This window comes from Mucilaginibacter sp. OK268, from assembly GCF_900103125.1.
Lineage (GTDB): Bacteria > Bacteroidota > Bacteroidia > Sphingobacteriales > Sphingobacteriaceae > Mucilaginibacter.
In genome coordinates this window covers 445389-470259 of record NZ_FNJV01000003.1, presented here as the reverse complement: position 1 = coordinate 470259, position 24871 = coordinate 445389, and the positions used below count along the sequence as shown (strand labels likewise).

General features: G+C 40.2%; 27 protein-coding genes and 1 tRNA gene. 9 read left to right on the top strand and 19 right to left on the bottom strand.

Annotated features, from left to right (window positions below):
- Positions 1-21 precede the first annotated feature (21 nt).
- The 5 genes from BLR84_RS12470 to BLR84_RS12450 form a co-directional block, all read right to left on the bottom strand.
- The gene (locus BLR84_RS12470) at positions 22-933 is read right to left on the bottom strand and encodes an alpha/beta hydrolase (protein ID WP_090468368.1); all 912 of its coding nucleotides are present in this window, start codon (positions 931-933) and stop codon (positions 22-24) included.
- Between the two features lie 107 nt (positions 934-1040).
- The gene (locus BLR84_RS12465) at positions 1041-1985 is read right to left on the bottom strand and encodes an aldo/keto reductase (protein ID WP_090468366.1); all 945 of its coding nucleotides are present in this window, start codon (positions 1983-1985) and stop codon (positions 1041-1043) included.
- Between the two features lie 260 nt (positions 1986-2245).
- Positions 2246-3190 (bottom strand): NAD(P)-dependent alcohol dehydrogenase, encoded by a 945-nt coding sequence (locus BLR84_RS12460; protein ID WP_090468364.1) that lies wholly within the window; start codon positions 3188-3190, stop codon positions 2246-2248.
- A 166-nt stretch (positions 3191-3356) separates the two neighbouring features.
- On the bottom strand, positions 3357-3935 hold the full coding sequence (locus BLR84_RS12455) for a Crp/Fnr family transcriptional regulator (protein WP_090468362.1): 579 nt from the start codon (positions 3933-3935) through the stop codon (positions 3357-3359).
- Positions 3936-4303: 368 nt separating this feature from the next.
- Positions 4304-4936 (bottom strand): RNA polymerase sigma factor, encoded by a 633-nt coding sequence (locus BLR84_RS12450; RefSeq protein WP_090468361.1) that lies wholly within the window; start codon positions 4934-4936, stop codon positions 4304-4306.
- 228 nt (positions 4937-5164) lie between these two features.
- On the opposite strand from BLR84_RS12450, the gene BLR84_RS12445 reads away from it, so the two are divergent.
- Positions 5165-6064: a helix-turn-helix domain-containing protein gene (locus BLR84_RS12445; RefSeq protein ID WP_090468359.1), complete on the top strand. Its 900-nt coding sequence runs from the start codon at positions 5165-5167 to the stop codon at positions 6062-6064.
- A 513-nt stretch (positions 6065-6577) separates the two neighbouring features.
- Here BLR84_RS12445 and BLR84_RS12440 read toward each other — a convergent pair.
- Together BLR84_RS12440 and BLR84_RS12435 are read right to left on the bottom strand one after the other, a co-directional pair.
- Positions 6578-8212, bottom strand: a complete 1635-nt coding sequence (locus BLR84_RS12440; protein ID WP_090468357.1) for an ABC-F family ATP-binding cassette domain-containing protein — start codon at positions 8210-8212, stop codon at positions 6578-6580.
- A gap of 441 nt (positions 8213-8653) precedes the next feature.
- Positions 8654-9406 carry an NADPH-dependent F420 reductase gene (locus BLR84_RS12435; protein ID WP_090468355.1) on the bottom strand — a complete coding sequence of 251 codons (753 nt, stop codon included), beginning with the start codon at positions 9404-9406 and terminating at the stop codon, positions 8654-8656.
- Positions 9407-9516: 110 nt separating this feature from the next.
- Between BLR84_RS12435 and BLR84_RS12430 the strand changes: the two genes are divergently transcribed.
- From BLR84_RS12430 to BLR84_RS12410, 5 genes are all read left to right on the top strand, one after another.
- Positions 9517-9867: a winged helix-turn-helix transcriptional regulator gene (locus BLR84_RS12430; protein ID WP_090468353.1), complete on the top strand. Its 351-nt coding sequence runs from the start codon at positions 9517-9519 to the stop codon at positions 9865-9867.
- 125 nt (positions 9868-9992) lie between these two features.
- Positions 9993-10811, top strand: a complete 819-nt coding sequence (locus tag BLR84_RS12425; RefSeq protein ID WP_090468352.1) for an SDR family NAD(P)-dependent oxidoreductase — start codon at positions 9993-9995, stop codon at positions 10809-10811.
- A 60-nt stretch (positions 10812-10871) separates the two neighbouring features.
- A complete protein-coding gene (locus BLR84_RS12420) occupies positions 10872-11768 on the top strand; it encodes a helix-turn-helix domain-containing protein (protein WP_090469260.1) in 897 nt (298 codons plus the stop codon).
- A 305-nt stretch (positions 11769-12073) separates the two neighbouring features.
- Positions 12074-12550 carry a hypothetical protein gene (locus BLR84_RS12415; RefSeq protein ID WP_090468350.1) on the top strand — a complete coding sequence of 159 codons (477 nt, stop codon included), beginning with the start codon at positions 12074-12076 and terminating at the stop codon, positions 12548-12550.
- The gene (locus BLR84_RS12410; RefSeq protein WP_090468349.1) at positions 12551-13042 is read left to right on the top strand and encodes a hypothetical protein; all 492 of its coding nucleotides are present in this window, start codon (positions 12551-12553) and stop codon (positions 13040-13042) included.
- 23 nt (positions 13043-13065) lie between these two features.
- On the opposite strand, the gene BLR84_RS12405 is transcribed toward BLR84_RS12410, so the two are convergent.
- The 5 genes from BLR84_RS12405 to pyrE form a co-directional block, all read right to left on the bottom strand.
- Positions 13066-13138, bottom strand: a tRNA-Lys gene (locus BLR84_RS12405).
- 128 nt (positions 13139-13266) lie between these two features.
- A complete protein-coding gene (locus BLR84_RS12400) occupies positions 13267-14082 on the bottom strand; it encodes a carboxypeptidase-like regulatory domain-containing protein (RefSeq protein ID WP_176852045.1) in 816 nt (271 codons plus the stop codon).
- Between the two features lie 29 nt (positions 14083-14111).
- Positions 14112-15740 carry an ABC-F family ATP-binding cassette domain-containing protein gene (locus BLR84_RS12395; RefSeq protein WP_090468345.1) on the bottom strand — a complete coding sequence of 543 codons (1629 nt, stop codon included), beginning with the start codon at positions 15738-15740 and terminating at the stop codon, positions 14112-14114.
- A gap of 361 nt (positions 15741-16101) precedes the next feature.
- On the bottom strand, positions 16102-16497 hold the full coding sequence (locus BLR84_RS12390; RefSeq protein ID WP_090468344.1) for an SRPBCC family protein: 396 nt from the start codon (positions 16495-16497) through the stop codon (positions 16102-16104).
- A 141-nt stretch (positions 16498-16638) separates the two neighbouring features.
- The gene (gene pyrE / locus BLR84_RS12385; RefSeq protein WP_090468343.1) at positions 16639-17298 is read right to left on the bottom strand and encodes an orotate phosphoribosyltransferase; all 660 of its coding nucleotides are present in this window, start codon (positions 17296-17298) and stop codon (positions 16639-16641) included.
- Here pyrE and BLR84_RS12380 point away from each other — a divergent pair.
- The gene (locus tag BLR84_RS12380) at positions 17297-17935 is read left to right on the top strand and encodes an NUDIX hydrolase (protein ID WP_090468341.1); all 639 of its coding nucleotides are present in this window, start codon (positions 17297-17299) and stop codon (positions 17933-17935) included. The genes pyrE and BLR84_RS12380 overlap by 2 nt on opposite strands.
- Here BLR84_RS12380 and coaD read toward each other — a convergent pair.
- The 4 genes from coaD to nudK form a co-directional block, all read right to left on the bottom strand.
- On the bottom strand, positions 17904-18365 hold the full coding sequence (gene coaD / locus BLR84_RS12375; RefSeq protein WP_090468340.1) for a pantetheine-phosphate adenylyltransferase: 462 nt from the start codon (positions 18363-18365) through the stop codon (positions 17904-17906). The two genes, BLR84_RS12380 and coaD, sit on opposite strands and share 32 nt — an antisense overlap.
- A gap of 306 nt (positions 18366-18671) precedes the next feature.
- Complete coding sequence (locus BLR84_RS12370; RefSeq protein WP_090468338.1) at positions 18672-19025, bottom strand: nuclear transport factor 2 family protein; 354 nt, start codon at positions 19023-19025, stop codon at positions 18672-18674.
- Positions 19026-19326: 301 nt separating this feature from the next.
- On the bottom strand, positions 19327-19695 hold the full coding sequence (locus BLR84_RS12365) for a DUF4406 domain-containing protein (RefSeq protein WP_255366925.1): 369 nt from the start codon (positions 19693-19695) through the stop codon (positions 19327-19329).
- Positions 19692-20270, bottom strand: coding sequence for a GDP-mannose pyrophosphatase NudK (gene nudK, locus BLR84_RS12360; protein ID WP_090468336.1), 579 nt, complete (start codon positions 20268-20270; stop codon positions 19692-19694). The genes BLR84_RS12365 and nudK overlap by 4 nt, the downstream gene beginning before the upstream one ends.
- A gap of 60 nt (positions 20271-20330) precedes the next feature.
- Between nudK and BLR84_RS12355 the strand changes: the two genes are divergently transcribed.
- A complete protein-coding gene (locus BLR84_RS12355; RefSeq protein ID WP_090468334.1) occupies positions 20331-21080 on the top strand; it encodes a DeoR/GlpR family DNA-binding transcription regulator in 750 nt (249 codons plus the stop codon).
- Positions 21081-21417: 337 nt separating this feature from the next.
- Here the strand turns inward: BLR84_RS12355 and rsmD are convergent, their stop codons facing one another.
- From rsmD to BLR84_RS12340, 3 genes are all read right to left on the bottom strand, one after another.
- Positions 21418-21960 carry a 16S rRNA (guanine(966)-N(2))-methyltransferase RsmD gene (gene rsmD, locus BLR84_RS12350; RefSeq protein WP_090468332.1) on the bottom strand — a complete coding sequence of 181 codons (543 nt, stop codon included), beginning with the start codon at positions 21958-21960 and terminating at the stop codon, positions 21418-21420.
- Complete coding sequence (locus BLR84_RS12345; RefSeq protein ID WP_090468330.1) at positions 21936-22748, bottom strand: DUF3822 family protein; 813 nt, start codon at positions 22746-22748, stop codon at positions 21936-21938. Before BLR84_RS12345 ends, rsmD begins: the two co-directional genes overlap by 25 nt.
- A gap of 72 nt (positions 22749-22820) precedes the next feature.
- On the bottom strand, positions 22821-23312 hold the full coding sequence (locus tag BLR84_RS12340; RefSeq protein WP_090468328.1) for a hypothetical protein: 492 nt from the start codon (positions 23310-23312) through the stop codon (positions 22821-22823).
- Positions 23313-23366: 54 nt separating this feature from the next.
- Between BLR84_RS12340 and BLR84_RS12335 the strand changes: the two genes are divergently transcribed.
- Entirely contained in the window at positions 23367-24791 is a 1425-nt protein-coding gene (locus BLR84_RS12335; protein WP_090468326.1) for an ATP-dependent DNA helicase, read from the top strand.
- The last annotated feature ends 80 nt before the right edge of the window (positions 24792-24871 follow it).

Genomic DNA, 24871 nt, shown 5'->3' with positions numbered 1-24871 from the left:
GGGTATTTGTTTATATAATTATTATAATGCCTGAAAAAAATCAACCAGCTTTGGTACAATCTGATTTACATATTCAGGTATGTCATAAAGCGCAATGTGAGTTGCCCCTTCTACGATGAATAAGTCTTTTTTGCCTTTTGCAAGGTTGTAGGCCTGTTCACTGAAAAATCTGGTATCTGCTTTACTTCCTGCAATCAAAAGAATGGGTTGCGTAAGCAATGTGCTTATCTGGTCAAAGGCAGAGAAGGCCATCATTCTGTCTGTGCCGGTAAACAAGTATTTATTCACTGAATTGGGGTGCTGCCCTCTCGATGTTTTATAATAGTCATAACCTTCTCTCCATAGATCAGGTGTATTTTTATTAATCTCTTCTTTTGTATCAGGTACCCAGTGTACATAAAGTAATTCTCCGCCATTTGCTTCCACGATTCGCTGGTCCCCCACGTTTTTCAGTATATTCAACAAAACCGAGGCGGGTGTTTCGTTTCCAAGAAAATTCCGGAATCCTTCGCCCATAGGCGCAGCACTCACTGTGGCTACTGCTTTAAAGCGATGATCTGTTTGTGCCACACTGATGGCATAACCACCACCGGCACAAATTCCGAATACACCCATACGGTCAGTATCAATGTATGGCAGCGTTGATAAATAGTCAGCACCGGCACGGGCATCTTCCACTCTGGCCGTAGGGTCTTCCAGGTAACGAGGCTCACCTTCGCTTGCTCCCTGGTATGAAGCATCAAACGTCAATACGACAAATCCATATTCTGCCAGTCGTGAAGCATACATACCGATAGTCTGCTCTTTAACACCACCGGCAGGATGTATACATACAATGGCCGCATATTTTTTTGTTTCAGTAAAATCATCCGGCAGATGTATTTCCGCTGCCATCTTCAGATCTTTGTTTTTAAAAGTTGCTGCTTTTTTCACTTGGGTAAATTTTAACGCTTTGTTTTTTAAGGATAAATTGGCCGGGAATGATGCTACATGCCTGCCAGGTAATTCAGTGGTGAGCCTATATTCTGCACGTTGTGTAATTATATCATTGATTTTTCCCAGGCACCCTGAGTGTCAACGCCTGCTTTTGTTGCCAATGCCTCTATTTTTTCTATTTCCTGATCGGTTAAAATAATTTTAGTTGCATTTAAAGCGTCTTTAATTTGGGAAGTTTTGGTTACTCCGATAATGGGTAAGGTGTGTTTAGCAATGGCCCATGCAATAGCAACCTGGGCAACAGAAGCATTTTTGCTGTCACCAATTTCTTTCATTATATCGGTTAATTCCTCTACTTGCGGAAGTACTTTATTGTAGGTATTTGCTCTGCCGCTACCTTCAGGAAGCGGGTTCCGGGTGTTGTACTTGCCAGACAATGTACCTTGTTCCAACACCATATAAGCAAAGAAAGTGATGTTGTGTGTTTTGCAATAGTCTATTATCCCGGCATCTTCGGAGGAACGGTATAAAAGACTGTAATGATTTTGAACGGCCGAAATACTAAAGCCTGCTTTTGCGAGGATACTGTTTGCCAGTTTAATTTCTTCCAGGTTATGGTTAGATACCCCAACACTTTTTACTTTTCCACTTTTAAGCAGTGGAATCAGTTCAGGAGTCCATTTATTAACGTCGGTAGGGTTATGAATCCAATAAATATCTATATAGTCCGTTCCCAAACGCTCCAAACTGCTATTCAGCATTTCCCCGACAGGGTTGTCAGAAGAACTTGCCATTTGTGGTGTGAACTTGGTAGATAATAGGATGTCTTCGCGGGGATACTGTTTTACAAATTCGCCTAAGATTGATTCTGATGAGCCCATACCATAAGCCGCAGCAGTATCCCACAGGTTAAACCCTGCTTTCATTGCTGTATCAAACACCTGCTTTAAATCGCCGGCGCTAAGGTTGTTACCGAAAACCTGGTCGCCTCCTGCAAAGCCTGTTCCCCAGGACCATGTACCTAACGCTATTAATGGTAATTTTTTCATTTTCTCTCTTACTTTTAATGTTTTTACAGAACGATGTCGGGTGATTCAATAGATCATTGGACGGAGCGAAGTTCTTTATACTTTTGCATCAGATAGTTATACAGATTCCTGTTTCTCTTACCATTATTTCTGTTCAGGAGTATTTCTCTGCGATTTTTTGCAATACGTTTGACCTAATAAAAAAGGCCTTATGACATTGTTTCATAAGGCCTGTGCGTGTCAAAAAATAATTGCTAATTTTTAACAAATGAACGGGCATTTTAAGATGGGATATTAAAAACGACTTTGCCTAAAGCCCCCTCTTTGATTATAGTTTTATAAGCTTCCTTATAATCTGACATGGGATAGGTCTTGCTAATGTGGATATCAAAACCTTTTAGCGTATAGTTTGCCAATCGATTTAAACTTTCTGTATCTGATTTCATTAAAAGAACTTCATATTTCTTTTTAGATACCATGTTATTTAAAAAAGAGTGCACAAAATTCCATAGCGAAGGGGTTACGGTAAAATATGTTGATTCAGGCTTCATCAATTTTTTAGCCTGGCTGAAAGATAATTTTGCAGAGAGTTCAATGATAACATCAAACTTCTTCCTTAAATCCGTCAATTTTTCTTTGTTGTAGTCAATCACATAATCACTACCCCATTTTTTTAACAAGTGATGCCCTTTTGCGCTTGAAACAGCCGTTACAATCGCTCCGTGGCTTTTTGCGATCTGAATAGCAAACATGCCTACTCCGGCAGACGCACCATTTATCAAAATTTCCTTTCCTTTGATGTTATTAAGGTTTTTAGTAAGCATCTGTAAAGCTGACTGGCCGACCGTTGGTATTGCAGCAGCCTGCTCAAATGACAGCTCCGCAGGCTTCTTAGCAATTTCTTTTTCATTCACCAGGATGTATTCTCCAAGGGCTCCTTCTTTAAAAGGATTTGTTACCCCAAACACATCATCCCCGGTTTTAAATTTTTGGATACCCGTACCTGTGCTTTCTATTGTTCCGGAGAAGTCGCAGCCAACAGATTTTGGGAATTTCTTGCCTGACATCAGTTTGACCTCACCCATTAAAATCTTCCAGTCAATAGGATTAATAGAAACTGCCTTTACCTTAATCAAAATTTGTTGCGTATCGGGAATTGGCTTATTTACCTCTACGGAATGTAAAACGTCGACACTGCCGTATTGGTTGTAGATTATTTTTTTCATTGATTTAATTCTTTCTTAAAAATTTGTTGTTCGAGAAAACGATCAGTCACTCAACGGCTTATCAGGTCGCGAGTATAAAGCACGATATCGATAACATGGAGGTGATCGTTTTTCGCTGTAAAATTACCGGAACGGAAATTGAATGTCGTTGACTTGGATCAACAAATCATAGGTGGGCAACTCTTCTTCTAACCCTGCTTAGTGTTTCTTTCCGGATGCCAAGAAAGTTTGCAATATAGTGCTGTGGAACACGCAGCAATAAGGATGGTCTTTCCTTAAGAATTTCCAAATACAGCTCTTCAGGTGATGCCGATTTAATTCGGTTTGAATTTTCCATTATGGAGGCATTATCAGAAAAACTCTTATGCATTGTAAAGTTCTGAATCCATGGTGTTTTTACGGCGTTACACATATCATCGCCTGTTATACACAATAACTCGCAATCCTCAAGTGCCTGTAGGTTCATGTCCGTAGGCTTTTGTGTTACCATACTTTGGATCTGACCAACCCATGCATTTTCTTCATAAAATTGGAAAATTTTCTCATTACCCTCGGTATCGATCCAATATTCACGCAAGCAGCCTTTTACAGTAAACGACCAATACTTAGGAACTTTACCAGCTATGTAATGGAAATCACCCTTTTTTAAATGAACCGTTTTAAACAAATTGAAAAAGAGCTCAAACTCATCTCTGGATATTTGAACGTAAGAGCAGATATGCGTATAGAGTGTATCAGTGTTCATTTTAATTGAAAATAGCAATACGCAAAATAAAATAAAACGGTTGTAAAATAGCTATTGCAATAGGATAGGGTTGATGCACCAGCATTTTTCTACAGCAATTTAACATAAAAAATGATAATAAACTCTGATCTGACGAAGTTCTGTTTTGTATGGCCGTCGTTGACGTTTATCAACTTTGGCAAGAGGATGCCTGTGTACATCATCCATCCAAAAGCATCTCATACTGTTTAGATCCAAAATTAGTACAAAATTGTGATCTACCGCTCTATCCGTCCAGTCAAATAAGTGCAGGATAGATTAATGTATCAGCTAATTCGAACGAGATTAAACAACCTTTTTACAAGGGACTTTATTTTCGTTTTTTCCTTTCATCGCATTATTAATTCGATCAATTGTGATAGTCCGAGACTAAATGTGCCAATGGTAATAATCTTACGCCTGATATCCTCAGAACCATCGTCCGGCAAACGGCCGGAGTTAAGCACCATCGTTTTTAGTTTTTCTCTCGCCTTAAATAAATTTGATTTTGACGTACCGGTACTGATACCCAATTGGGCAGCTATTTCTTCGTACGAGAAACCTTCAATAGCAAACAAGTTAAACACGGTACGATAGGCATTTGGCAACTGCTGGATCATGCTCAGCAGGTCATCATAATTTAATTTCTGGTTGGTTAGTTCATCATGGCCTATATCTTCGGCGGCATCCAGATCATCATTAAGGGGGAGTTTCAGATTGTTCTTGTAATAGTCAACCGAGGTATTCATCATAATACGGCCAACCCAGGCAATGAACGGATGCCCCGTATCATACTTATGCAAATTAGTGAATACTTTTAAAAAACCCTGATTCATGATCTCCGCAGCCTCATAGCGGTTACCTGCATATCGCAGACATATGCTCATTGCAAAGCCATAAAATGCCCTATAAAGCACTTTCTGATCCGTTCGGTTTTGCTGCAAACAGTCGGCAATAAGTTGTTGTAGTTCCGCCTCTCCCATATAAGGGGTATAATGGGTTAAATTGTACTAATATTTGTCGTTTTTACAGTTATTTGCAGAGCTATGTCAAATGATTCGATAGAATATTCTAAGGGGCGAATTTCTTTATACTTTTGCATCAGATCGTTATACAGATTCCTGTTTCTCTTACCATTATTTCTGTTCAGGAGTATTTCTGTAAGATTGTTTGCAATACTTAATCTAATTTCACTTCAAATAACCGAAGTCATGGGAAATCCCCTCAGAATTGAAAGTGTGACCCAGATCAATAACGACCGGGGGCAAAAGACCTTGCATCCATTAGTTAGTGTTCTTGACCAGTCACTGTCGAAACCCGTAAAAGAGGCACGTTATATTTCGGACGTATACATGATCTTTTTAAAAGACGAGAAGTGCGGGGAGGTAAAATATGGCCGTAGTCATTATGATTACGAAGAGGGGACACTTCTTTTTATTGCACCCGGACAAGTGTTTGGTTTTGATGAAAGTGAAAACACGATACAGCCGACAGGCTGGGGATTATTCTTTCATCCCGATTTGATCCGTGGAACCCATCTTGGTAAATGCATCAACGAATACAGCTTTTTCTCTTATGATGTCAATGAAGCCCTTCACGTTTCGGATGCAGAAAGAGAAATAGTGCTGGAGTGTTTTAATAAGATCCGATATGAATTAGCTCACCCAATTGATAAGCACAGCAGGACTTTGATCGTAAGTAATATCGAAATGTTCCTGAATTATTCCGTTCGATTTTATGACCGGCAGTTTCTCACAAGAGAACATATTCATAAAGATGTATTGACTGGATTTGAGGGATTACTGAACGATTACTTCCAGTCGGAAAAGCTGCAAAACCTGGGATTGCCTTCCGTTTCGTATTGTGCAGATCAGCTAAATCTGTCTCCAAAGTATTTTGGAGACCTGGTGAAAAAAGAAACTGGAAAATCAGCGCAGGAGTACATACAGCTAAAACTGATTGATGCAGCGAAAGAACAGATACTCGATATAAGGAAATCAGTAAGCGAGGTGGCTTATAAGCTTGGCTTCAGGTACCCCTCACATTTTACCCGTTTCTTCAAACAGCATGTTGGGCATTCACCCAATGAATACCGGAATTCAATTAATTGATCGGTAAGTGACCGAATATTTATTATCTGAAATTTCTAATTGCTTTTTAATTAGTATATAAGGAAATAAAAACGCTCAGGGTAATGTAAAGAGTTTTTTAAGTTTTACAGTAAAGTTAGGGCTACTTAACTTTTTTCCGAATTCCTGAGCGGAAATACTTTCAACATTTAGAAGGCCTTTTACGGCTTATAGAACCTATAATCCAATATCTAAAAGCAAGGATTTATAAAATGGATTAGATAATGGCCAGTTATCGCTTAGGTTTTGCCTTCGGCGGGGTTGAACTGAACCAAAAACTGAAGAAGCAAAAAAACCTCTATACATCATCGTAGAGAGGTTTTTTTAAATTATTACAGTAAAGTTCGGTAGTACCTAAACTTTTCCTGTGACGGTCCGACCGCAGTTCTCGAACACCTTTATAGATGATTTGAAGAAATTGTCCTCAATAATTTGAAGATCGGATTATTGTATAATAACGTACCAAAAGAATTAAATCTTATTTAGAACCAATGATTAACTTTGTTCGATCTCTTTTAAACTGTCCATCTTTTTGTAGGCTAAAAAACCTTTGATATCTTCAAAGTGCTCGCGTACCCGTTTATTACCAAACTCAAATACTTTTTTCACCAGTCCGTCCAGGAAATCCCTATCATGAGATACCAGGATCAAAGTGCCATCAAAATCCCTAAGCGCATCTTTGATAATGTCTTTGGTCTTCATATCCAAATGGTTGGTGGGCTCATCCAGTATTAACAAATTCACGGGTTCTAACAACAACTTGATCATGGCTAAACGGGTTTTCTCTCCTCCAGAAAGTACCTTTACCTTTTTTGTGGTATCATCACCGCTGAACATAAACGCACCTAAAAGATCCTTGATCTTAACCGTGCCATCACTTAACGGAATCTGGTCAATGGTTTCAAATACGGTTAAATTCCCATCCAGCAATGCGGCCTGGTTCTGGGCAAAATACCCGATCTTGGAATTGTGACCTACTTTCAAACTCCCTTCAAAATCGATCTCGTTCATAATGGCTTTGATCATGGTAGACTTACCTTCACCATTTTTACCCACAAAAGCTACCTTTTCTCCTCGTTCGATCACCATAGATGCGTTTTTGAATACGACGTGATCTCCGTATGTTTTGGTCAGGTCTTCTACCATTACCGGATATTGACCCGAACGTGGTGAAGGTGGGAATTTTAATCGTAATGCCGAAGTATCCACTTCATCTATCTCGATAACTTCAAGCTTTTCCAACATTTTTACGCGCGATTGTACCTGCAAAGTTTTGGAGTAAGTTCCCCTGAAACGGTCTATAAATTCCTGATTATCTGCAATAAAGCGTTGCTGCTCCTCGTAAGCTTTCAATTGATGCACGCGGCGGTCGGCACGCAACTGGAGATAATGAGTGTATTTGGCTTTATAATCGTATATCCTGCCCATGGTAACTTCTATAGTACGATTGGTGATGTTATCTACAAAAGCACGATCATGCGAGATAACCATCACAGCCTTTGCTGAGTTGATCAGAAAGTCTTCTAACCACTGTATACTCTCGATATCCATGTGATTGGTGGGCTCATCAAGTAAAATAAGATCTGGCTTTTTTAACAAAATTTTGGCCAGCTCAATACGCATGCGCCAACCACCCGAAAATTCAGAAGTTTGCCGGCCAAAGTCTTTACGATCAAAACCCAGCCCTTTTAGGACTTTTTCTACTTCAGCATCATAGTTGGTGACCTCTACCGTATAAACCTTCTCGCTCAGTTCTGATACCCGCTCGATCAGCTTCATGTAATCATCAGTTTCGTAATCTGTACGAATGTTGAGCTGTTCATTTAGCTCATCAAGCTCCTTTTGCATTTGGTTCGCTTCTTCAAATGCTTTCATCGTTTCTTCAAAAACGGTAACCTTATCCTGGGTGAGTAAATGCTGTGGCAAATAGGCTATTACCGCGTCCTTAGGACCGGTTACGCTACCGGTAGTTGGCTTGGCTACATCGGCAATTATCTTGAGGATGGTAGATTTACCGGCACCATTCTTGCCCATCAGGGCTATTTTGTCGTTCTCGTTTATTGAGAAGGTTACATCACTAAAGAGCGTGGTTCCGCCAAATGAAACGGAAATGTTATTTACATTTATCACAGTATGGGAATATTGAATTATGTGCAAAGATGGTAAACCTTAACGAGAAATCGAACTACAAAAAAATAGGTTAATTGCATTTCTGGTACACTTTTTAAACCATTACCCTTTAACAGTTCAGGAGTTTCTCTGCTAAAATCGAACTACAAAAGTCCTCGTTGTAACTATCTGTTAACAGATTTCTATTGGTATGAAAAAAGGAGACAACATATAGGTGTTGTCTCCTTAAGTGCGATAAAGTACAAATGTCGAACACCTTTATTGAGGATTGTAAGAAAATTGTAGCGTTAAAAACGGACTGTGAACACTATTAACACGCTCTAAGGGCCGATTGACGTTGGGGCTTTTGGGCATCATAATGTTTAGTTAAAACATAAACCATTATCTGGATCATAGTTCTGCCCGGAATTCGATAATCCGATGGTTATCCCTCCTTGTTGATCAATGCGCCTTAGGGTTTTTAGGAAACAATGAACGGTTAAGCACCACGACTTCTTCATGTGTGGGCGGTGTTGAAAATTTAATAAATTTCCCGATAACATAGTCCCGCAGATGTGCAGCTTCTTGTTTTTCACCATCGGCAAGAGCTTGCTTAAGTTCTGCCACAGCCAGTTCTGTACAATAAGCAGGAGTGCCTGGCTGGTGTCTCCAGGAGTTTGCAAGGGTACCAGCATCCACAGCGTCGAACCCCGCATCGTTGACCAAAGCTGAAACTATCCTTTTAGCTTCGGCATCGTCACCTGAAACGGCCATCGCGATACGGTCTTTGGCACCTTGAGGCTTGCCACCATATTCAAGGCTATGCGCTAGTAAATTGTTAAAAGCTTTGATCACCGGTCTATCCAGAGTTTCTGAAACCCATACACTTTCGACTTTGCCATTCTTCAAGTCTTCGATATCACCATCGCGAAACGGGTAATAGTTCGATGTGTCGATCACGATCACTTTATCAGAAACTTTTGCGATAAGATCTGATAATTCCGGGATAGCTATTGTGGGAATGGATACGATAAGCACCTCGACATCCACTATGATCTGGTCTTTGGTGGATGGTATAACGCCCAGTTCCCGAGCCCTTTCTTCCAATTTTTGCTGACCTCCTGAGCTGTAAACCTTTACCTCGTGACCGGTTACAGCTAATTTCTTTGTGATGATGCCGCCAATTGCTCCGGTACCTATAATTCCTATTTTCATTACGCTTGTTTTAAATTCTCAATAAATTCTTTTGCAAAATTGGCGAATTTGTACTTTCTTTTGTATAGTGCTTTCCCAAAGGAAAGTGAAATTGTTTTAAATGAGGTTTTATGGCAGCAAAAAAAGCACATTGTGATTGCATCGAAACGATAAAGCCCGTGAGGGATGCACTCGACGTGATTAATGGTAAATGGAAACTACCCATTATCATTTCTGTAGGTGTTGGAAACGATCGGTTCACCGATATACAGGAAAGTATCCCCGGTATTACGCCCAAAGTTTTGGCAAAAGAACTGAAAGACCTGGAACAGCACCGTTTGGTTATCAGGACCGTGATCGATGGTTACCCGGTGAAGACCTCCTATCAATTGGCTCAATATGCTGATACGCTGACGCCCATCATTTATTCCTTGAAAGACTGGGGGGTGAATCACCGTAAAAAAGTGACGGAACGGGAATAATGATTAGCTTAAGTTGCCCCCATACTTACATTTCGTAAAAACGTTTCATTATTGCCTACTTTTGAATCAGAATAGCTGTATTAAATTGGCGGAACTTTGTCCTTATAAATATTAAAAATAAGATAATGGCAAAAACAATTTTTATAACGGGCGCATCCCACGGATTCGGCAGGATTTGGGCTGAAGCGTTTTTACAACGTGGCGATAATGTAGTTGCGGCTGTTCGTAACCCTGAAGCATTAACCGAACTTACAAAAGAATTTTCTTCAAATCTATTGGTACTAAAACTTGATGTTACTGACAAAAAAGCAAGTTTTGAAGTGATTGAAACTGCAAAAACTCACTTTGGCGGCATCGATGTATTAATAAATAATGCAGGTTACGGGCACATTGGAGCTGTAGAGGAGCTAAACGAGCAAGATGTTAGGGCGCAGTTTGAAACTAATGTATTGGGTTCATTATGGACTATACAAGCGGTTGTGCCCATCATGCGTCAGCAAAAATCAGGGCAAATCATTCAACTTTCAAGTGCTCTGGGCTTGAATACGGTATCATTAATGGGATTGTATAGTGCATCCAAGTTCGCAGTTGAAGGTCTTACTGAAACATTGGCTGGCGAAGTAAGTGGTTTTGGCATTAAAGTAACCATACTGGAACCGGGTGGTTTCTCTACTGATTTCTTCGGTACCAATTCCCTTGCATTAAGTGAATCGATACCGGCTTACGATGGCATAAGAAAAGATTTTTATGAACTCGCTGGTGAACAAGATTCCGGTAACCCTGCAGCAACTGCCAAAGCTCTTCTTAGCTTGGTGGATTCGGAAAATCCGCCGTTACGATTGCTATTGGGTAAAACTACTTACCCCTGGGTAAAATACACTTATGAAGAACGCCTGAAAACATGGGAATCATGGCAGGATGTTTCTGTGGCAGCACATGGTTAAGAAAAGTAACAGGAACGGGATCCGGATTTGCCCGGTCCCGTTTTTATAATGGCAAACAATATGAAGCATTTTAATAAAATCAGCGACCTGCATGAAGTTCTGGGTGTCAAGCCGCCTGAGCACCCACTTTTCAGTGTGGCTTACGGTGAACGGGATAATTGCACCGCCATCAGCGAACTTGAATTTACTTCAGCATTTTACATCATTGGATTCAAAAAGCTAAAATCGGGGCAAATGCTTTACGGAAAAACCAAGTATGACCATGACCTTGGCTCCATGTCATTTATCAAACCGCAGCAGAAAGTATTTTTCCAAAATATGGAGTTAGAGGAAAAGGGGTTTTTAATCATCATCCATGAGGACTTTTTACCTGGAACGCCGCTCTATAATGAAATTAAAAAATACAGTTATTTTGACTACGAGGTGAATGAGGCACTGCACCTTTCTCCAGCTGAAGAAAATATTATCTGGAACCTGTATTTCAGCATAGAAAAGGAATATAATAATAATACAGATGAACATAGCAAAGCGATCATTATCAGTCATATTGATTCCATGCTAAAATATGCGCAGCGGTTTTATAAAAGACAATTTATTCATCGGACTGAATTGATCGGCGCGACGGTTACCAGGTTCAATGCTTTACTCGCTGCAAATTTCGAAGAAAGAAAATTGAATAATACCGGGCTACCTACTGTAGCTTCCCTGGCAGAAAAGATGCATATATCACCCCGTTATTTAACTGATCTGCTTAAAGAAGAAACAGGAAAAACAGCGTTAGAACTTATTCACCTTTTTTTGATCGGCGAAGCAAAAAATATGTTAACGGATGGCGATATGAATATTTCGGAGATCTCGTCGTCGCTTGGTTTTGACAATCCAAGCTATTTTTCGAAACTGTTTAAAAAAGAAGTAGGTACCACTCCAAATAAATTTAAAGACCGCTTTCTGAATTAAGTCAACTAAATCTTTTTATGGAGGTGTTAATATTATCTATCTGATTAACAATAAATTGTAAAAAAAATTGAGCAGAAAACGATTTTACGCATCTGTCCCATTGGTTTAACCCAACGAGGCTCGAACTCAAAAAGTGCCTCTATCGTGCAGAAAGGAATATTTGAAAATAGCTTAAAAACAAAAAACCGCCTCTATTGTTATTAGAAGCGGTTTTTGAAATTTCGTGACCGATAAAGCACAGATATCGAACTCTTTTATAGATGATTGTAAGAAAATTGTAGCTTTAAAGAACATATAATATTTAGATGGGACAAAGAGCAGATTACATACTTATTGAAAACTCCCAACAGGCTATTCATTATAATCATTGGAGGGCTAATTGCATAACCTCCGATCTTTATCTTGGAGAGAAGCGTTTCATAGATTTCGTAAGATCATGTAAATTGGTGAATGTTTTACTGGATGAAGTTTGGATAGAAGGATGTGTAGTTATAAATATCGATAAAAAATCACTTCACTTTTGGAGTTTAGAATTTGGTACAACATCAGCCACTGAGTTTTATTTAAAAGAGCTTCGGGGCAAATGGAAAAACTGGTCTGTAAATTTGCTTTACAACAAAATGTACGACATCGAACAGATTTTAAATATTGATTATATTTCACAACAAAAACAATTTCCTTTATCGATAAATACTGAAGATGACATTATAAATGATGAGGTTAGCGAATTTGGTAATACAATAATCATTATAAAAACTGTAGCCAAAACGCATATCACGTAATTGGGAGGAGTTAGCGTAGCTGGCATATTAAACTATGGTCAGGGAGTTGTAGACATTTTATTAAGTAAAAACGAACATCCGTTACCAAAAGAAGAAGAAGATAATGCATTTGCAACCTTGATAATTGATTTGATACATAAGGCTATTGTAATTGACAATAGTGAATTTGGTTTGTGGGAACAGTGTCAAAGTAAATGGGCAGGATATAGTTTTAAAATGGCCGATTTCGGCTATATCGGGAGCTTAAAACTCGCAAATATAAACGTCGACCAATTAATTATGAGTTCGGAAAAGATTAAAATTACATTTAACGAACTGGTTAAGAAATCGGAAAGCTTCAACCCTATTGGAATGGCAGAAAAGCTATTAAAGGAAGATAAGGATATAAAATTCAGCGCATACTTTTTCGACACCGTGAAACCCGAACTTACACTCATTGAAAAGGCCATAAAAAATATCCGTAAATTATTTGGCACAAAAAAAGCACAGTAATACCGGGTACTACCGTGCTTTTGTGACCTGGGAGAGGATCGAACTCTCGACCCACTGATTAAGAGTCAGTTGCTCTACCGGCTGAGCTACCAAGTCATTTTTTATTAGGGTTGCAAATATGCTGATTTATTTTTGATTTTAGGTTCAGGATATTTGATTTTGGATATTTTTTTGATGAATACCTTAATACTGTTCCGCTTAACATTGAGGTGTTAGGTAAAAAATTAATATTCGGCCAGTACATTGAAGCCAATACCTGCTATTCCTACCTTTTCCCATTTTGCCTGACTGGTTTCGCGCGAGATGATGGAGCCACCTAAGAAACTTGCAGAAAACATTACGCCATGCCCATCTGCATTTTGTATCCACTCCAGACTTACATAAAATTTGTCGTCGGCAACTATGTTAAAGGGTTCAAGGTTTACACTTATCCTTTGCTGGCCTTTTTTAACGGTCACAAATATGTTTTCATTTTGCAACAGCTGATCGGGCATGCCGTCTTTAACACTGTAAAAGTTAAGGCGAAGTTTTACGGAATCGGTTACTTCGGTTGCTATATTGGCGTTAAATTGCTTTATAAAAGTAGGCGACTTTTTGATCTTGATAATGGCGCCTATCTCATATCCAAGTTTGTTGTCGGTGAAACCCGCGTTGGTGGATTTAGATTGTGAGGTATTTCCTAATACTACCTGTTTCCATTTATGGTTGTTAACCTTTACTTCTTTTAGCTGGGTAACAGTTGGCTGTAACAGCAGTGTTTTATGAGCTTCTATATCCTTAATAAAACCGGCCACCCGGTAGGTGAGCGATTGGTAGCCTATCATAGATAGTTTCAGACTATCGGTATTGTGGCCTGTTAAATTAAGCTTGAAGCGGCCGGCATTATCTGTAACGGTACCTACACCTTTATTAACAATACCCACATTTACATAAGGTAAGGGCAAATTGGTTTTGGCATCTTTAACCACACCATCAACTACCTGGGCATGGGCAAATAGGACCCAAATGCTGAATAGGGTAAAAAGTGCTAAATTTTTCATACCCATATGACTATTTACCTGCCAATTAGTTACGCCAAAGCGTATAGGTCGCTCCTTTGTTTTTCTACAACATCGCTGTTGATATATTCGTCGTAGGTCATCAGCTTATCTATATAGCCACCTGGTGTTAGTTCAAATATGCGGTTGGCCACGGTTTCAACCAGTTCATGATCTCGTGAGGTGAACAGGATAGTGCCCCTGAAGTCTTTCATGCCATTATTAAGCGCTGTGATCGATTCCAGGTCGAGGTGGTTGGTAGGTTCGTCAAACATCAGCAAATTGGCTTGTTGTAGCATCATACGGCTAAACATGCAGCGCATTTTCTCGCCACCAGAAAGTACATTGCTTTTTTTCAATACCTCTTCGCCTGAGAATAGCATCCGGCCCAAAAAGCCGCGGATAAACTGGTCATCCTTTTCGCCCGGTGAGTATTCGCGCAGCCAGTCTATCAGGTTATCATCCTTGCCTTTAAAGTATTCGGCATTATCGATAGGAATGTCGGCCGGATTAATGGTAACGCCCCATTTAAATGAGCCTTTAAAGTCGGTATCCCTGCCAGTTAAAATATTATAAAACGCGGTGGTTGCTAAACTGTTTTGTGACAGTACAGCAATTTTATCGCCTTTGTTTACCGTAAGACTGATGTTGTTAAATAAAAGCTCGCCATTAAGGGTTTTGCTTAAATTTTCAATCTGTAATATCTGGTCACCCGCTTCACGGCCCAGATTATTGAATATAATTCCAGGGTATTTACGGTTTGAGGGCTGTATCTCGTCGATATTGATCTTATCCAGCGCTTTTTTACGACTGGTGGCTTGTTTTGATTTAGAAGCGTTGGCGCTAAAGCGGCGGATAAATTCCTGCAGCTCCTTCACACGATCTTCTGTCTTTTTATTCTGATCAGAGCGTTGTTTCAGAGCCAGCTGACTTGATTCGTACCAGAAGGTATAGTTACCGGTATAGATGGTCATTTTAGAGAAGTCGATATCCACCACGTGTGTACAAACCGTATCCAGGAAGTGCCTGTCGTGCGATACAACTAAAACGATAGCTTCATATGATGCTAAAAAGTCTTCCAGCCAGCTTACGGTGTGGATGTCCAGATCATTGGTAGGCTCATCCAGCAATAAAATATCAGGTTTACCAAAAAGAGCCTGGGCTAATAATACACGTACTTTTTGGGTATTGTCCAGGTCTTTTACCAGGTTGTAATGAAATTCTTCTTTAATACCCAGGTTACTCAATAGGGTAGCGGCATTGCTTTCGGCATTCCAGCCATCCATTTCGGCAAACAGGTTTTCCAGTTCTCCGGCGCGTTCTCCATCGGCATCAGTAAAATCTTCTTTCAGGTATATGGCGTCCTTTTCCTTCATTACGGCATACATCTCTTTGTAACCCATCATTACAGTCTCGATAACTGTAAACTCATCAAAGGCGTAGTGGTTTTGGCTTAAAACAGCCATACGCTCGCCAGGTGTAAAGCCTACAGAACCGCTTGTAGGGTCAATATCGCCCGAAAGGATCTTTAAAAATGTTGATTTACCGGCACCATTGGCACCTATAATGCCATAACAATTGCCCTGTGAAAATTTAAGGTTAACGTCTTCAAATAAAGTTCGTTTTCCGTAACGTAATGATAGATTGGATACCGTGATCATGCTGCACCTGTAATTTGGCGCAAAAATACGGTAAATAGTTCATTTTTTTGGTATGCAGGCGGATATTAAATGGGGAGTTTTGAGGATTTTAATGGCTATACCGTCACATTTAATTGACATTGCCGTGTACATATTTGCCCATATTATGGGTAACTTTAAAACTAAGAGCTCATTTGAGCGTTATATAGTTATAAATTAACCAATTACAGAAAATGGAACAACCTTTGACTCAACAAGTTTATACATTATTAAATATTACCAGTCATGGGAGCATTAATCATCACATTGGTTATTATCAATATCATAATAGCCATTAACAATACACAGAAAAGAAAAGTATATTGATAGGCAGATACTGCGCTTAACTCAATATTTCGGTTAAGCTATTTGTTTCATGATCCGCCAGTTTTTGAAGCGGTCCCGAGGCAAGCATCTTCATCATCATATTCAGATCTGCATCAATAGTAAAAATAACATCTGTATGGTCGTTATCGAAAGATAGCGACCATTTTAATTTCAGATCAAAGGGCGGTTTAGCTGCCGGTACAATAATAATTTCCTGGTCAGGCACCCGGCTTTCTATCTTTAAGAACAGTTTAGCCATATTCTGGATGCTGAAATGAGCTTCGTCGGCGGTGGAAACCCATTCCTGTATATTTTCTGGCATCAGTTTCTGGTGATTGTTAAAATCGGCCAAAAAAGCATAAACCTCACTGATGGGTTTATTAATGCTGATATTGCTGGTGAAAGTGCTCATTTTTTTACGTTGTACGTGATACGTTGTAAGTTTTACGTTAGGAAACGACTAGGTCAAAAAAATCATCACCATCCTTTAATCAGTTAATCATGGTTTCCGACAGAATCAACGAAATCATCGAATCAAAAAAAATCAACGGTCTTAACTGGAAGCTATCTGTCCCCAGGCGGCCGGGTTTTCGCGCCATTGTTTTAAAATAGCCACATCTTTGTCAATAATATATTGATGCTCTTCGGCATATTTTATCAATGCATTATAGTTTGATAGGGTAACGAAGGGGCAACCGGCTTGTTTAAAGTTTTCGGTGGCTACATCAAAACCATAGCTGAATATGGCTGCAAGGCCCGCTACCTCGAAACCGGCGGCGCGTAAGGCTTCAACGGCCTGTAAACTACTTTTGCCGGTTGATATCAGATCTTCAATAACCACTACACGTTTGCCGGTAGTTGTGGAGGCATCACCTTCAATCAGGCTGCCGGTTCCATGATCTTTTGGTTTGGAACGTACGTAAATAAAAGGTAACCCCAATTCCTGGGCTACCAGGGCTCCTTGTGGTATACCGGCGGTTGCTACACCGGCTATGCAACCCACGCTGCCAAATTTTTCCTGTATAGCAACGGTTAATTGCTGACGGATATAAGTACGGATAGACGGATGAGAAAGTGTTACTCGGTTATCACAATAAATTGGCGATTTCCATCCCGACGCCCATGTAAAAGGATTGTTAGGTTGTAATTTAATTGCTTTAATTTGCAGCAGGAATTCAGCAACTTGCTGCTCGATCTCATTATTATTAAACATGGCTCAAAAATACAGAATTTATATCAACGAAAAGGTTATCCTGCTAACTGAATCGGAACCATCGCACGTAGAAAGTTATGAAAGGCTTGACGCAGAGACATTTGACCTTAGAATAATTTACACCTGGATACTGGCAAACCCCAAAAAGTTGTTCTATGTGCCCTGCGGCAATGCCAAGCTTTTCCTAAAATCGGTTATTAAAAATATAACACTTATTGAGGCTGCGGGTGGCTTGGTTATGAATACCGCCGGCGATTTTTTGTTTATTTACCGTAACGATAAATGGGACCTGCCCAAAGGTAAAATAGAGAAGGACGAGAAAGTTAAGGAAGCTGCCGTGCGCGAAGTGGAAGAAGAATGCGGTATAAAAGTGAGCAAGCTGAACGAGAAAATATGCAAAACTTACCATGTTTACATTAGCAGGGGCGAGGTGGTGCTTAAAAAAACACATTGGTTTGCCATGGATAGCAAAGGTAAGGACAAGCTAAAACCGCAAAAAGAAGAAGGTATTACCGATGTGCGCTGGTTTAAAAAAGAACACATTGAGCCCATTGTTGAAAATACTTTCCCATCCATTATGGATGTATTGCATAAAGAAAAGCTGGTTACAAATAAGCTAATGCCTCTGCGGGGATAAATTGGGCCACATCGCCATGATGGCGCATAATTTCGCGTACAATGGTTGAACTGATAGACGAATAACCCGGTTTGCTTACAATAAAGATGCTTTCAATATCGGGCACCAGGGCATGGTTCATCTGGGCTATGGCTTTTTCGTATTCAAAGTCAGATACGGTACGGATACCCCTGATCATGTAGGTGGCACCGATACTTTTGCAAAAGTTTACGGTGAGCCCTTCGTAGGCCACAATATGTATCCGCTCATCATGCTTAAAAACCGCCCGGAGCATCTGCTCGCGGGTTTCAATACTGAGCAGACCCTGTTTGCTGCTGTTGGCGCCTATGCCTATATAAACCTTGTCGAACAAACCAACAGAGCGTTTTACAATATCAACGTGGGCTTTGGTAACCGGATCAAAAGAACCAGGGAAAAGAGCGATCTTCATTTTAGGCTGATGTTATTGCTTTCACCAAAAGTAGGTTTTTTAGAAGGAAGAATCAAGAATTAAGAGCCAGGAATCAGGATAGGAAAATCTGTCGCTTTTTTAACTAATTAATGATATCGAAACGTAACGTCATTGCGAGGAACGAAGACAACCGACCGCATGGAGCTCATTAATACCAATAAAATAAACACAACATTAATAATCTCTATGCTATACAGAGTGAACTTTTATGGCTGACCTGCCTATGTAGAGATTGCTTCGTCGTTCCTCCTCACAATGACGCAGGAGAGTTTTTTCAGCCCTCCTTCAACCTATAAAAAACTGCTGACTAACAATTTTTCCGTTCTCAACTTTATAAACGCAGATCTCTTCAAGCATTTTAGTGCCCTGGCCCTTAATGGTGAAATGCATGGAAAGAATTACACTGAAGTAACTCCCTGCAAAAATTGCTTCAGATACTTTAATGTCATGGATCTCTACAACGGCTAAAAATTGTTTTTCGCGCTCAAGCAGGTTATGAAGGCCGGTTATCGGTTCATTGTTATTATTAGGATCAATGCTTACGGCATTATCAGCGTATAATTCGGTGTAAGCTTCTACAAATTTAAGCTCATTACATAATGAAGCCAAGCGATTGGCAATTTCCGGTATCGTGTTCATGCTTTTGAAGGTTGTTGTGTGATAGTAACTAATGGTAATACTAAGCGAATTTTTACAACATCTCCTATATAAAAGCAAAGGATGATATAGAAATGATATAAGATGGGGTGTTAACGGAAATGTGGGATCCTGAACTTGTTTCAGGATCCCACAGGACAGGTTAACTACCAGGTTGTACACCTTGCTGGTGGGATGCCGAAATAAATTCGGCATGACTTCAGATGTCAAAAAGAATTACGTCGAAAGCAAGACTTACGAAGTTTTAAACGGAATGAGTTAAACTTCGTAAGTCTTAAAATAATTAAGCTCCAACAATATCTTCCAATCGGTAATAAACCTCCAAGCCACGTTCCTGCGCTATTCGTACATCCTCATCGGCTCCTTTGGAGGCGCCGGGAATCCTTAAAACTGCGTCGCATTTGGTAAGCAGACGCTGGGCTACGGGATACAGGATCTCTTCGTAGGCAGCATCGCCGGGGTGTTTTGAACCCGCTTGCTCCAGCAGGGGTAAGGCAAACCATTCACCAATTACCGGAATATGCCCGGCCCTGAATATCGGTAGCGCCATTTCTTCCAGTTTCTTTAGGTTTTGAGCCATCAGGTTTGGATCATCGTTGGTGCCCGAGCGGTACGGGCCTGCAATTAAAATTACCAAGGGTGTGTTCTTCATGATATTAACTGATTAAGTTGTGCGTATTGTAAAAGCATGATGGTTTTGCCATCTTTTATTTCGCCAGTTTGCACCATTTGCAGGGCCGTGGCAAATGGCAGTTCCAGCACTTCAATATTTTCGTGTTCTTCTTCCAGTCCGCCGCCAGCGCTTATTTTCATGTCTTTAGTGTACTCCGCGACAAAGAAATAAAGGATCTCCGTTACCGAGCCCGGCGACATATACGCTTCGAACACCTTTTTTACATTCCTGATCTGGTAACCTGTTTCCTCTTCCGTTTCCCGCCTGATGCAATCTTCGGCATTGTTTTGATCCAGCAAACCGGCGCAGCACTCAATCAGCATTCCGTTGTCATTGCCGTTGATGTAAGTAGCCATCCGGAATTGTTTGGTCAGTATCACCGTTTTATTGTCGCGGTTATATAAAAGTATGGTAGCGCCATTGCCCCGGTCGTATGCTTCGCGGGTAAGTTTTAGTACCGTGCCATCTTTTTTTGTAGCTTCAAAAATTATTTTCCGGAGGATGTACCAATTGTCTGATAGTACCTCTGTTTTTAAGATTTTGATATCAGTCATATATTAATTGATTAAAAATGATCAATTATGATTAATTTTGATCAAATTAAAACTATTTAAATGAACTTTCAAAAAAGAAAGCAAAAAATAATGGAGCAACTGGACCGTACCGGCGAGGTTGACATCAAAGAGTTGGCGGCCGAATTGGATATTTCGGAGATCACTGCCCGGCGCGATCTGAACCAGTTGGCTAATGATGGTTTGCTTTATCGTACCCACGGCGGCGCCATGAAAGTTGATCCATTAGCTAAACCGCATGATTTTGTAAATAAGGCGGCTCAAAATGCTAATGTGAAGGATAGTATTTGTCGCAGGGCGGTTGAGCATATTAACGATGGCGATATTATTTTTATGGATTGTGGCAGCACGGTTTTCAGATTGTGCCAGTTTATTAAGCATAAAAAAATCAAGGTGATCACCAACTCCCTGCCGGTTATTTATGAACTGCAAAACTGTTCGGTATCTATCAATATCATCGGCGGCGAATTTAATAACGAGCGGCAGGCTACCCATGGTAAAATAGCCAATGAGCATATTGCCAGGTACCGTGCAGGCAAGGCTTTTTTAGGAGTGGATGGTATATCGGCGCATGGTTTGTTTGCCAACAGCGAGCTGGAGGCCGAAATTACATTGATGTATATCCATCAAAGCGCCTACACCTACGTGTTATGCGACGACAGCAAAGTAGGGAAGGAGACCTACCTCAAATTTGCTGATATCAACCAGGTTGAGGCTATTATCACGAATGCGGATGACCAAAAACTCGCGGGCTTTAAAGATACGGCGCTGACTATTTTACAGGTGGTATAGAGTAACGAATGTTCAACTTATTTAGGGAAATATGTTGGTTTGAAACTGCGGGAAAAATTTCGTATCTTTATAATATAAGCAGCCCGGTTCTCTTTTTACAGAGATCCGGGCTGTTTTGTTAAAGAACAAAAGGAAGCAAAAAGCGGCTGTTTTGTAGGTAGTTATTTGATAATCAATAAATTAATACTTTTTAAACCTTTCAAAACCCATCAAAAATTTGTTAAAAAGTGTTAAAATGGCGTTAAAACTTTGTTAAAATGGATAAAAATCACGCTTTTTTACGCTGTTTTAGCTAAAAAAGTGTTAAAATTAAAGGTTTAAAAAGTTTTTAGCAGCATTACTCAGCGGGATGTCTGAAAAATGAAAAGGAGGAATGCCCGTATTTTCGTTGCTCCACAAAAGTTGGGTGATTGTTCAAATTTTGCATGGATTGATGCTCCACGATCAGTAGTCCGTCGGGTGCCAGGATGTTGCGTTCAAAAACTATTTTTGATATTTCGGGGATCTTATTAAGATCGTAAGGTGGGTCGGCAAAAATAAGGTCGTACTGCTCGGTTTCCATCTGTAGATATTTGAAAACATCCTCCTTATAGGCCTTTATCTGCTCCAACTTGTGCTGGCGCGATATATCCTTCAAATAGTTAACGCAATGGATACTGCGGTCAACCGAGATTACCTGTGCGGCTCCTCTGGAGGCAAACTCCATGGAGATATTACCCGTTCCGCTGAACAGATCAAGTACCTTAATGTCCTCAAATTCAATCTGATTTTGCAGGATATTGAACAATGCCTCCTTAGCCAGATCAGTTGTAGGGCGTACCGGAAGATTCTTGGGTGGGTTAAGTCGCAGCCCCTTTAAACTGCCTCCGATGATGCGCATAAAGATAAAGCAGCGAGTGGCAATATTTGGTGTGCAAGTATTTCGGCTGGGACTTGTACTACTTGTAGTTGATTAAGCTGTACCTGGCCAAAAAAGTCCGCCAGATGACTAATGCTTTTATCGCCGGTGTCAATATCGCCATTTAAGTAAATATGAACATCAGCCAATTGCAAACCAAGCTCGTTGGCTGTCAGAGCTATAAAGTAAGTAAGCTCGTCGTTATTTTGAAATTCAAAGCGGTTATAAAAGCGTAAAGACCCACCTTTGAAAGTTACGATCTCGACATGTGAACCATTTAAATTCAGGTACAGATCATGATCGGCAGGGTTATTTTTAGCAATGGCAGTTATCCATCCTTTTGACGAAAACACGCTGTTACGAAGGCCAAATTCTTCGGCCGCGTTAATGATAGCGCTGTCGGTTTTGTAAATGATGGTATTGCTGTTATCTAAAGATTGAGCGGATACTTTTTCGCCTGATTGGACATCCAAAAAGCGGGCAAAATCGGTAACGTGATCAGGGCTAAACAAACTTTTAGGTACCAGGGTAAAGCCATTAGCTGGCAAACCCACCACTACCTGTTTGTACTTGGCCGATAAAAGGTCGAGCAATTCCTGTGGATTGGTTAACTCATCTAACGGATGCATATCCGCACAGGCAACCAATTTATCCTGATCGGTGATCGCGTACGAAAATGTAGCTTTATCAATCTGTATCAATAAATTATAACGCTCAGCCTCATCAAGGCTAAAGTTATCATCATGGTAGTTATAATTGTATTCGCTCATGCCAGTTTAACAAAAGTAGTATTTTTTGGCAGATACTATAGATATCGTAATTAAAAATACACTAAGTACAATTTATAGAAATGGCAATATGTAAGCTAAAAAGAATGATATCAATAAAGATACCATGATGGCTCTCCAGATTGGTTTAGGATAATAATCATCATCCGGGAAATATTTCTTAAAGAAATACCTGGTTAATATAAGTCCACCCACTATTTTTAAAAGTATGGTTAGCCCCGCCAACGATAACAGTGGTTTTATTTCAGCTGGACTTAACTGTACACCGGAAGAAGCTTTTTTAAGCGTTGCTACATCAACTTTGATACCTGAAAAACTGATGATATAAATTGTTAGTATATAATACAAAACCGAAAAAAGTAAAACATGGGTTGCGGCTTTTCTGTAGCCTGCGGTTATGAGGTTAATCATTAACAATACACCGCCAAACACTACATCAAAAAATATACAGAACCAGAATATGGCCCTTTTAGAGTATATATCTACATAATCATCTTCGGAATATTTGCATTCTATTTCGTCGTCTTTATTTTCATCAAATTCCATGGTCAAATTTATAAAAATGATGTTAAGTAATTAACTTATCATCATTTTTGTAAAGTGACTGAAATTGATCATATACGTAAGGCCTTTCCGCATCAACCCACCGGGCAGCAGTTAGAGTTGTTCAATCGTTTACATGAGTTCTTGCTGAGCGATGATGGAGATGAGTGTTTTATATTAAAAGGTTATGCCGGTACAGGTAAAACCACTGTATTAGGTGCTTTGGTAAAAGCATTGCGTGAGTATAAGTATAAAGCCGTTTTGCTGGCGCCAACGGGGCGTGCCGCCAAAGTGATCACGAATTATTCCGGTCGTAAGGCGTTTACCATACATAAACGCATCTACCGAAAAAAATCTGCTTTGAATCTGGATGATGGCTTTGCTATAGCAGATAATCTGGCCAGCGATACACTTTTTATAGTGGACGAGGCATCTATGATATCTGACGAACCGGGAGGCTTCAACCGCGCATCGTTACTGTACGACCTATTAAAGTACGTATACAACACCAAAAACTGTAAGTTGGTATTAGTGGGTGATACGGCCCAATTGCCGCCAGTAGGCTCTGAAAACAGCCCTGCGCTCGATGCGGGTTTTATGAAAGATAAGTTTGGGCTAACCGTGTTTAGCTATGAACTGACCGACGTGCTGCGCCAGGGGAAAAATTCCGGGATCCTGTATAATGCTACCCGCATACGTGATATTATCAGGGTAAAAGAAATCAGCACGCCAAAGGTAGTTACCAAAGGATATAAAGATGTATTCAGGATGACGGGTGAGCGACTTTCTGAGGGGCTGGAGTACGCTTACCGGAAATATGGTTATGATCGTACGTTAATCATTTGCCGCTCCAATAAAAATGCCAATCTGTACAATGGGCAGATCAGGAACCGGATATTATATCGAGAGGAAGAGCTTACCGGCGGCGACCAGATCATGGTGGTGAAAAATAATTACTTCTGGCTACAGGAACAGGACGAAAGCAGTACCAATTTTATTGCCAATGGCGATATTGCCCGCATCAGAAAGGTGCGCAGGATTGAAGATATGTACGGTTTCAGGTTTGCCGATGTGCAAATAGAGTTTATTGATTACGCCGAAGACCCGGTGCTGGATTGTAAAGTATTGCTGGATACCTTGTATGCTGACTCACCCGCCCTGTCACAGGCCGATCAGAAGCGATTTTATGAGGAAGTGATGAAGGATTATGAGGGTATGGTTAACAAACGTGCTATGCATAATGAATTAAAACAAAATCCATACTACAACGCATTGCAGATCAAGTTTGCCTACGCCATTACCTGCCACAAAGCCCAGGGCGGACAGTGGGATGCCGTATTTGTTGATCAGGGTTACGTGACCGACGAAATGATCAATATGGATTTTCTGCGCTGGTTTTATACTGCGGTTACACGTGCTACTACCGAGCTTTTCCTGGTTAATTTTGATGGCCGGTTTTATGCCGCCCCGGCAGAGGAGTAAGCAGGGAAATCCCGTTAAAAAAATGCAGCATGTCATGCCGAATTTATTTCGGCATCCCACAGGATATTTAGACTTGCCCA

Coding starts and splice junctions, on each gene's coding strand:
- BLR84_RS12465 (WP_090468366.1), bottom strand. CDS start 1,985: ATGAAAAAATTACCATTAATAGCGTTAGGTACATGGTCCTGGGGAACA.
- BLR84_RS12460 (WP_090468364.1), bottom strand. CDS start 3,190: ATGAAAAAAATAATCTACAACCAATACGGCAGTGTCGACGTTTTACAT.
- BLR84_RS12455 (WP_090468362.1), bottom strand. CDS start 3,935: ATGAACACTGATACACTCTATACGCATATCTGCTCTTACGTTCAAATA.
- BLR84_RS12450 (WP_090468361.1), bottom strand. CDS start 4,936: ATGGGAGAGGCGGAACTACAACAACTTATTGCCGACTGTTTGCAGCAA.
- BLR84_RS12445 (WP_090468359.1), top strand. CDS start 5,165: ATGGGAAATCCCCTCAGAATTGAAAGTGTGACCCAGATCAATAACGAC.
- BLR84_RS12435 (WP_090468355.1), bottom strand. CDS start 9,406: ATGAAAATAGGAATTATAGGTACCGGAGCAATTGGCGGCATCATCACA.
- BLR84_RS12430 (WP_090468353.1), top strand. CDS start 9,517: ATGGCAGCAAAAAAAGCACATTGTGATTGCATCGAAACGATAAAGCCC.
- BLR84_RS12425 (WP_090468352.1), top strand. CDS start 9,993: ATGGCAAAAACAATTTTTATAACGGGCGCATCCCACGGATTCGGCAGG.
- BLR84_RS12420 (WP_090469260.1), top strand. CDS start 10,872: ATGAAGCATTTTAATAAAATCAGCGACCTGCATGAAGTTCTGGGTGTC.
- BLR84_RS12415 (WP_090468350.1), top strand. CDS start 12,074: ATGGGACAAAGAGCAGATTACATACTTATTGAAAACTCCCAACAGGCT.
- BLR84_RS12400 (WP_176852045.1), bottom strand. CDS start 14,082: ATGAAAAATTTAGCACTTTTTACCCTATTCAGCATTTGGGTCCTATTT.
- BLR84_RS12395 (WP_090468345.1), bottom strand. CDS start 15,740: ATGATCACGGTATCCAATCTATCATTACGTTACGGAAAACGAACTTTA.
- BLR84_RS12390 (WP_090468344.1), bottom strand. CDS start 16,497: ATGAGCACTTTCACCAGCAATATCAGCATTAATAAACCCATCAGTGAG.
- BLR84_RS12380 (WP_090468341.1), top strand. CDS start 17,297: ATGGCTCAAAAATACAGAATTTATATCAACGAAAAGGTTATCCTGCTA.
- pyrE (WP_090468343.1), bottom strand. CDS start 17,298: ATGTTTAATAATAATGAGATCGAGCAGCAAGTTGCTGAATTCCTGCTG.
- coaD (WP_090468340.1), bottom strand. CDS start 18,365: ATGAAGATCGCTCTTTTCCCTGGTTCTTTTGATCCGGTTACCAAAGCC.
- BLR84_RS12370 (WP_090468338.1), bottom strand. CDS start 19,025: ATGAACACGATACCGGAAATTGCCAATCGCTTGGCTTCATTATGTAAT.
- BLR84_RS12365 (WP_255366925.1), bottom strand. CDS start 19,695: ATGAAGAACACACCCTTGGTAATTTTAATTGCAGGCCCGTACCGCTCG.
- nudK (WP_090468336.1), bottom strand. CDS start 20,270: ATGACTGATATCAAAATCTTAAAAACAGAGGTACTATCAGACAATTGG.
- BLR84_RS12355 (WP_090468334.1), top strand. CDS start 20,331: ATGAACTTTCAAAAAAGAAAGCAAAAAATAATGGAGCAACTGGACCGT.
- rsmD (WP_090468332.1), bottom strand. CDS start 21,960: ATGCGCATCATCGGAGGCAGTTTAAAGGGGCTGCGACTTAACCCACCC.
- BLR84_RS12345 (WP_090468330.1), bottom strand. CDS start 22,748: ATGAGCGAATACAATTATAACTACCATGATGATAACTTTAGCCTTGAT.
- BLR84_RS12340 (WP_090468328.1), bottom strand. CDS start 23,312: ATGGAATTTGATGAAAATAAAGACGACGAAATAGAATGCAAATATTCC.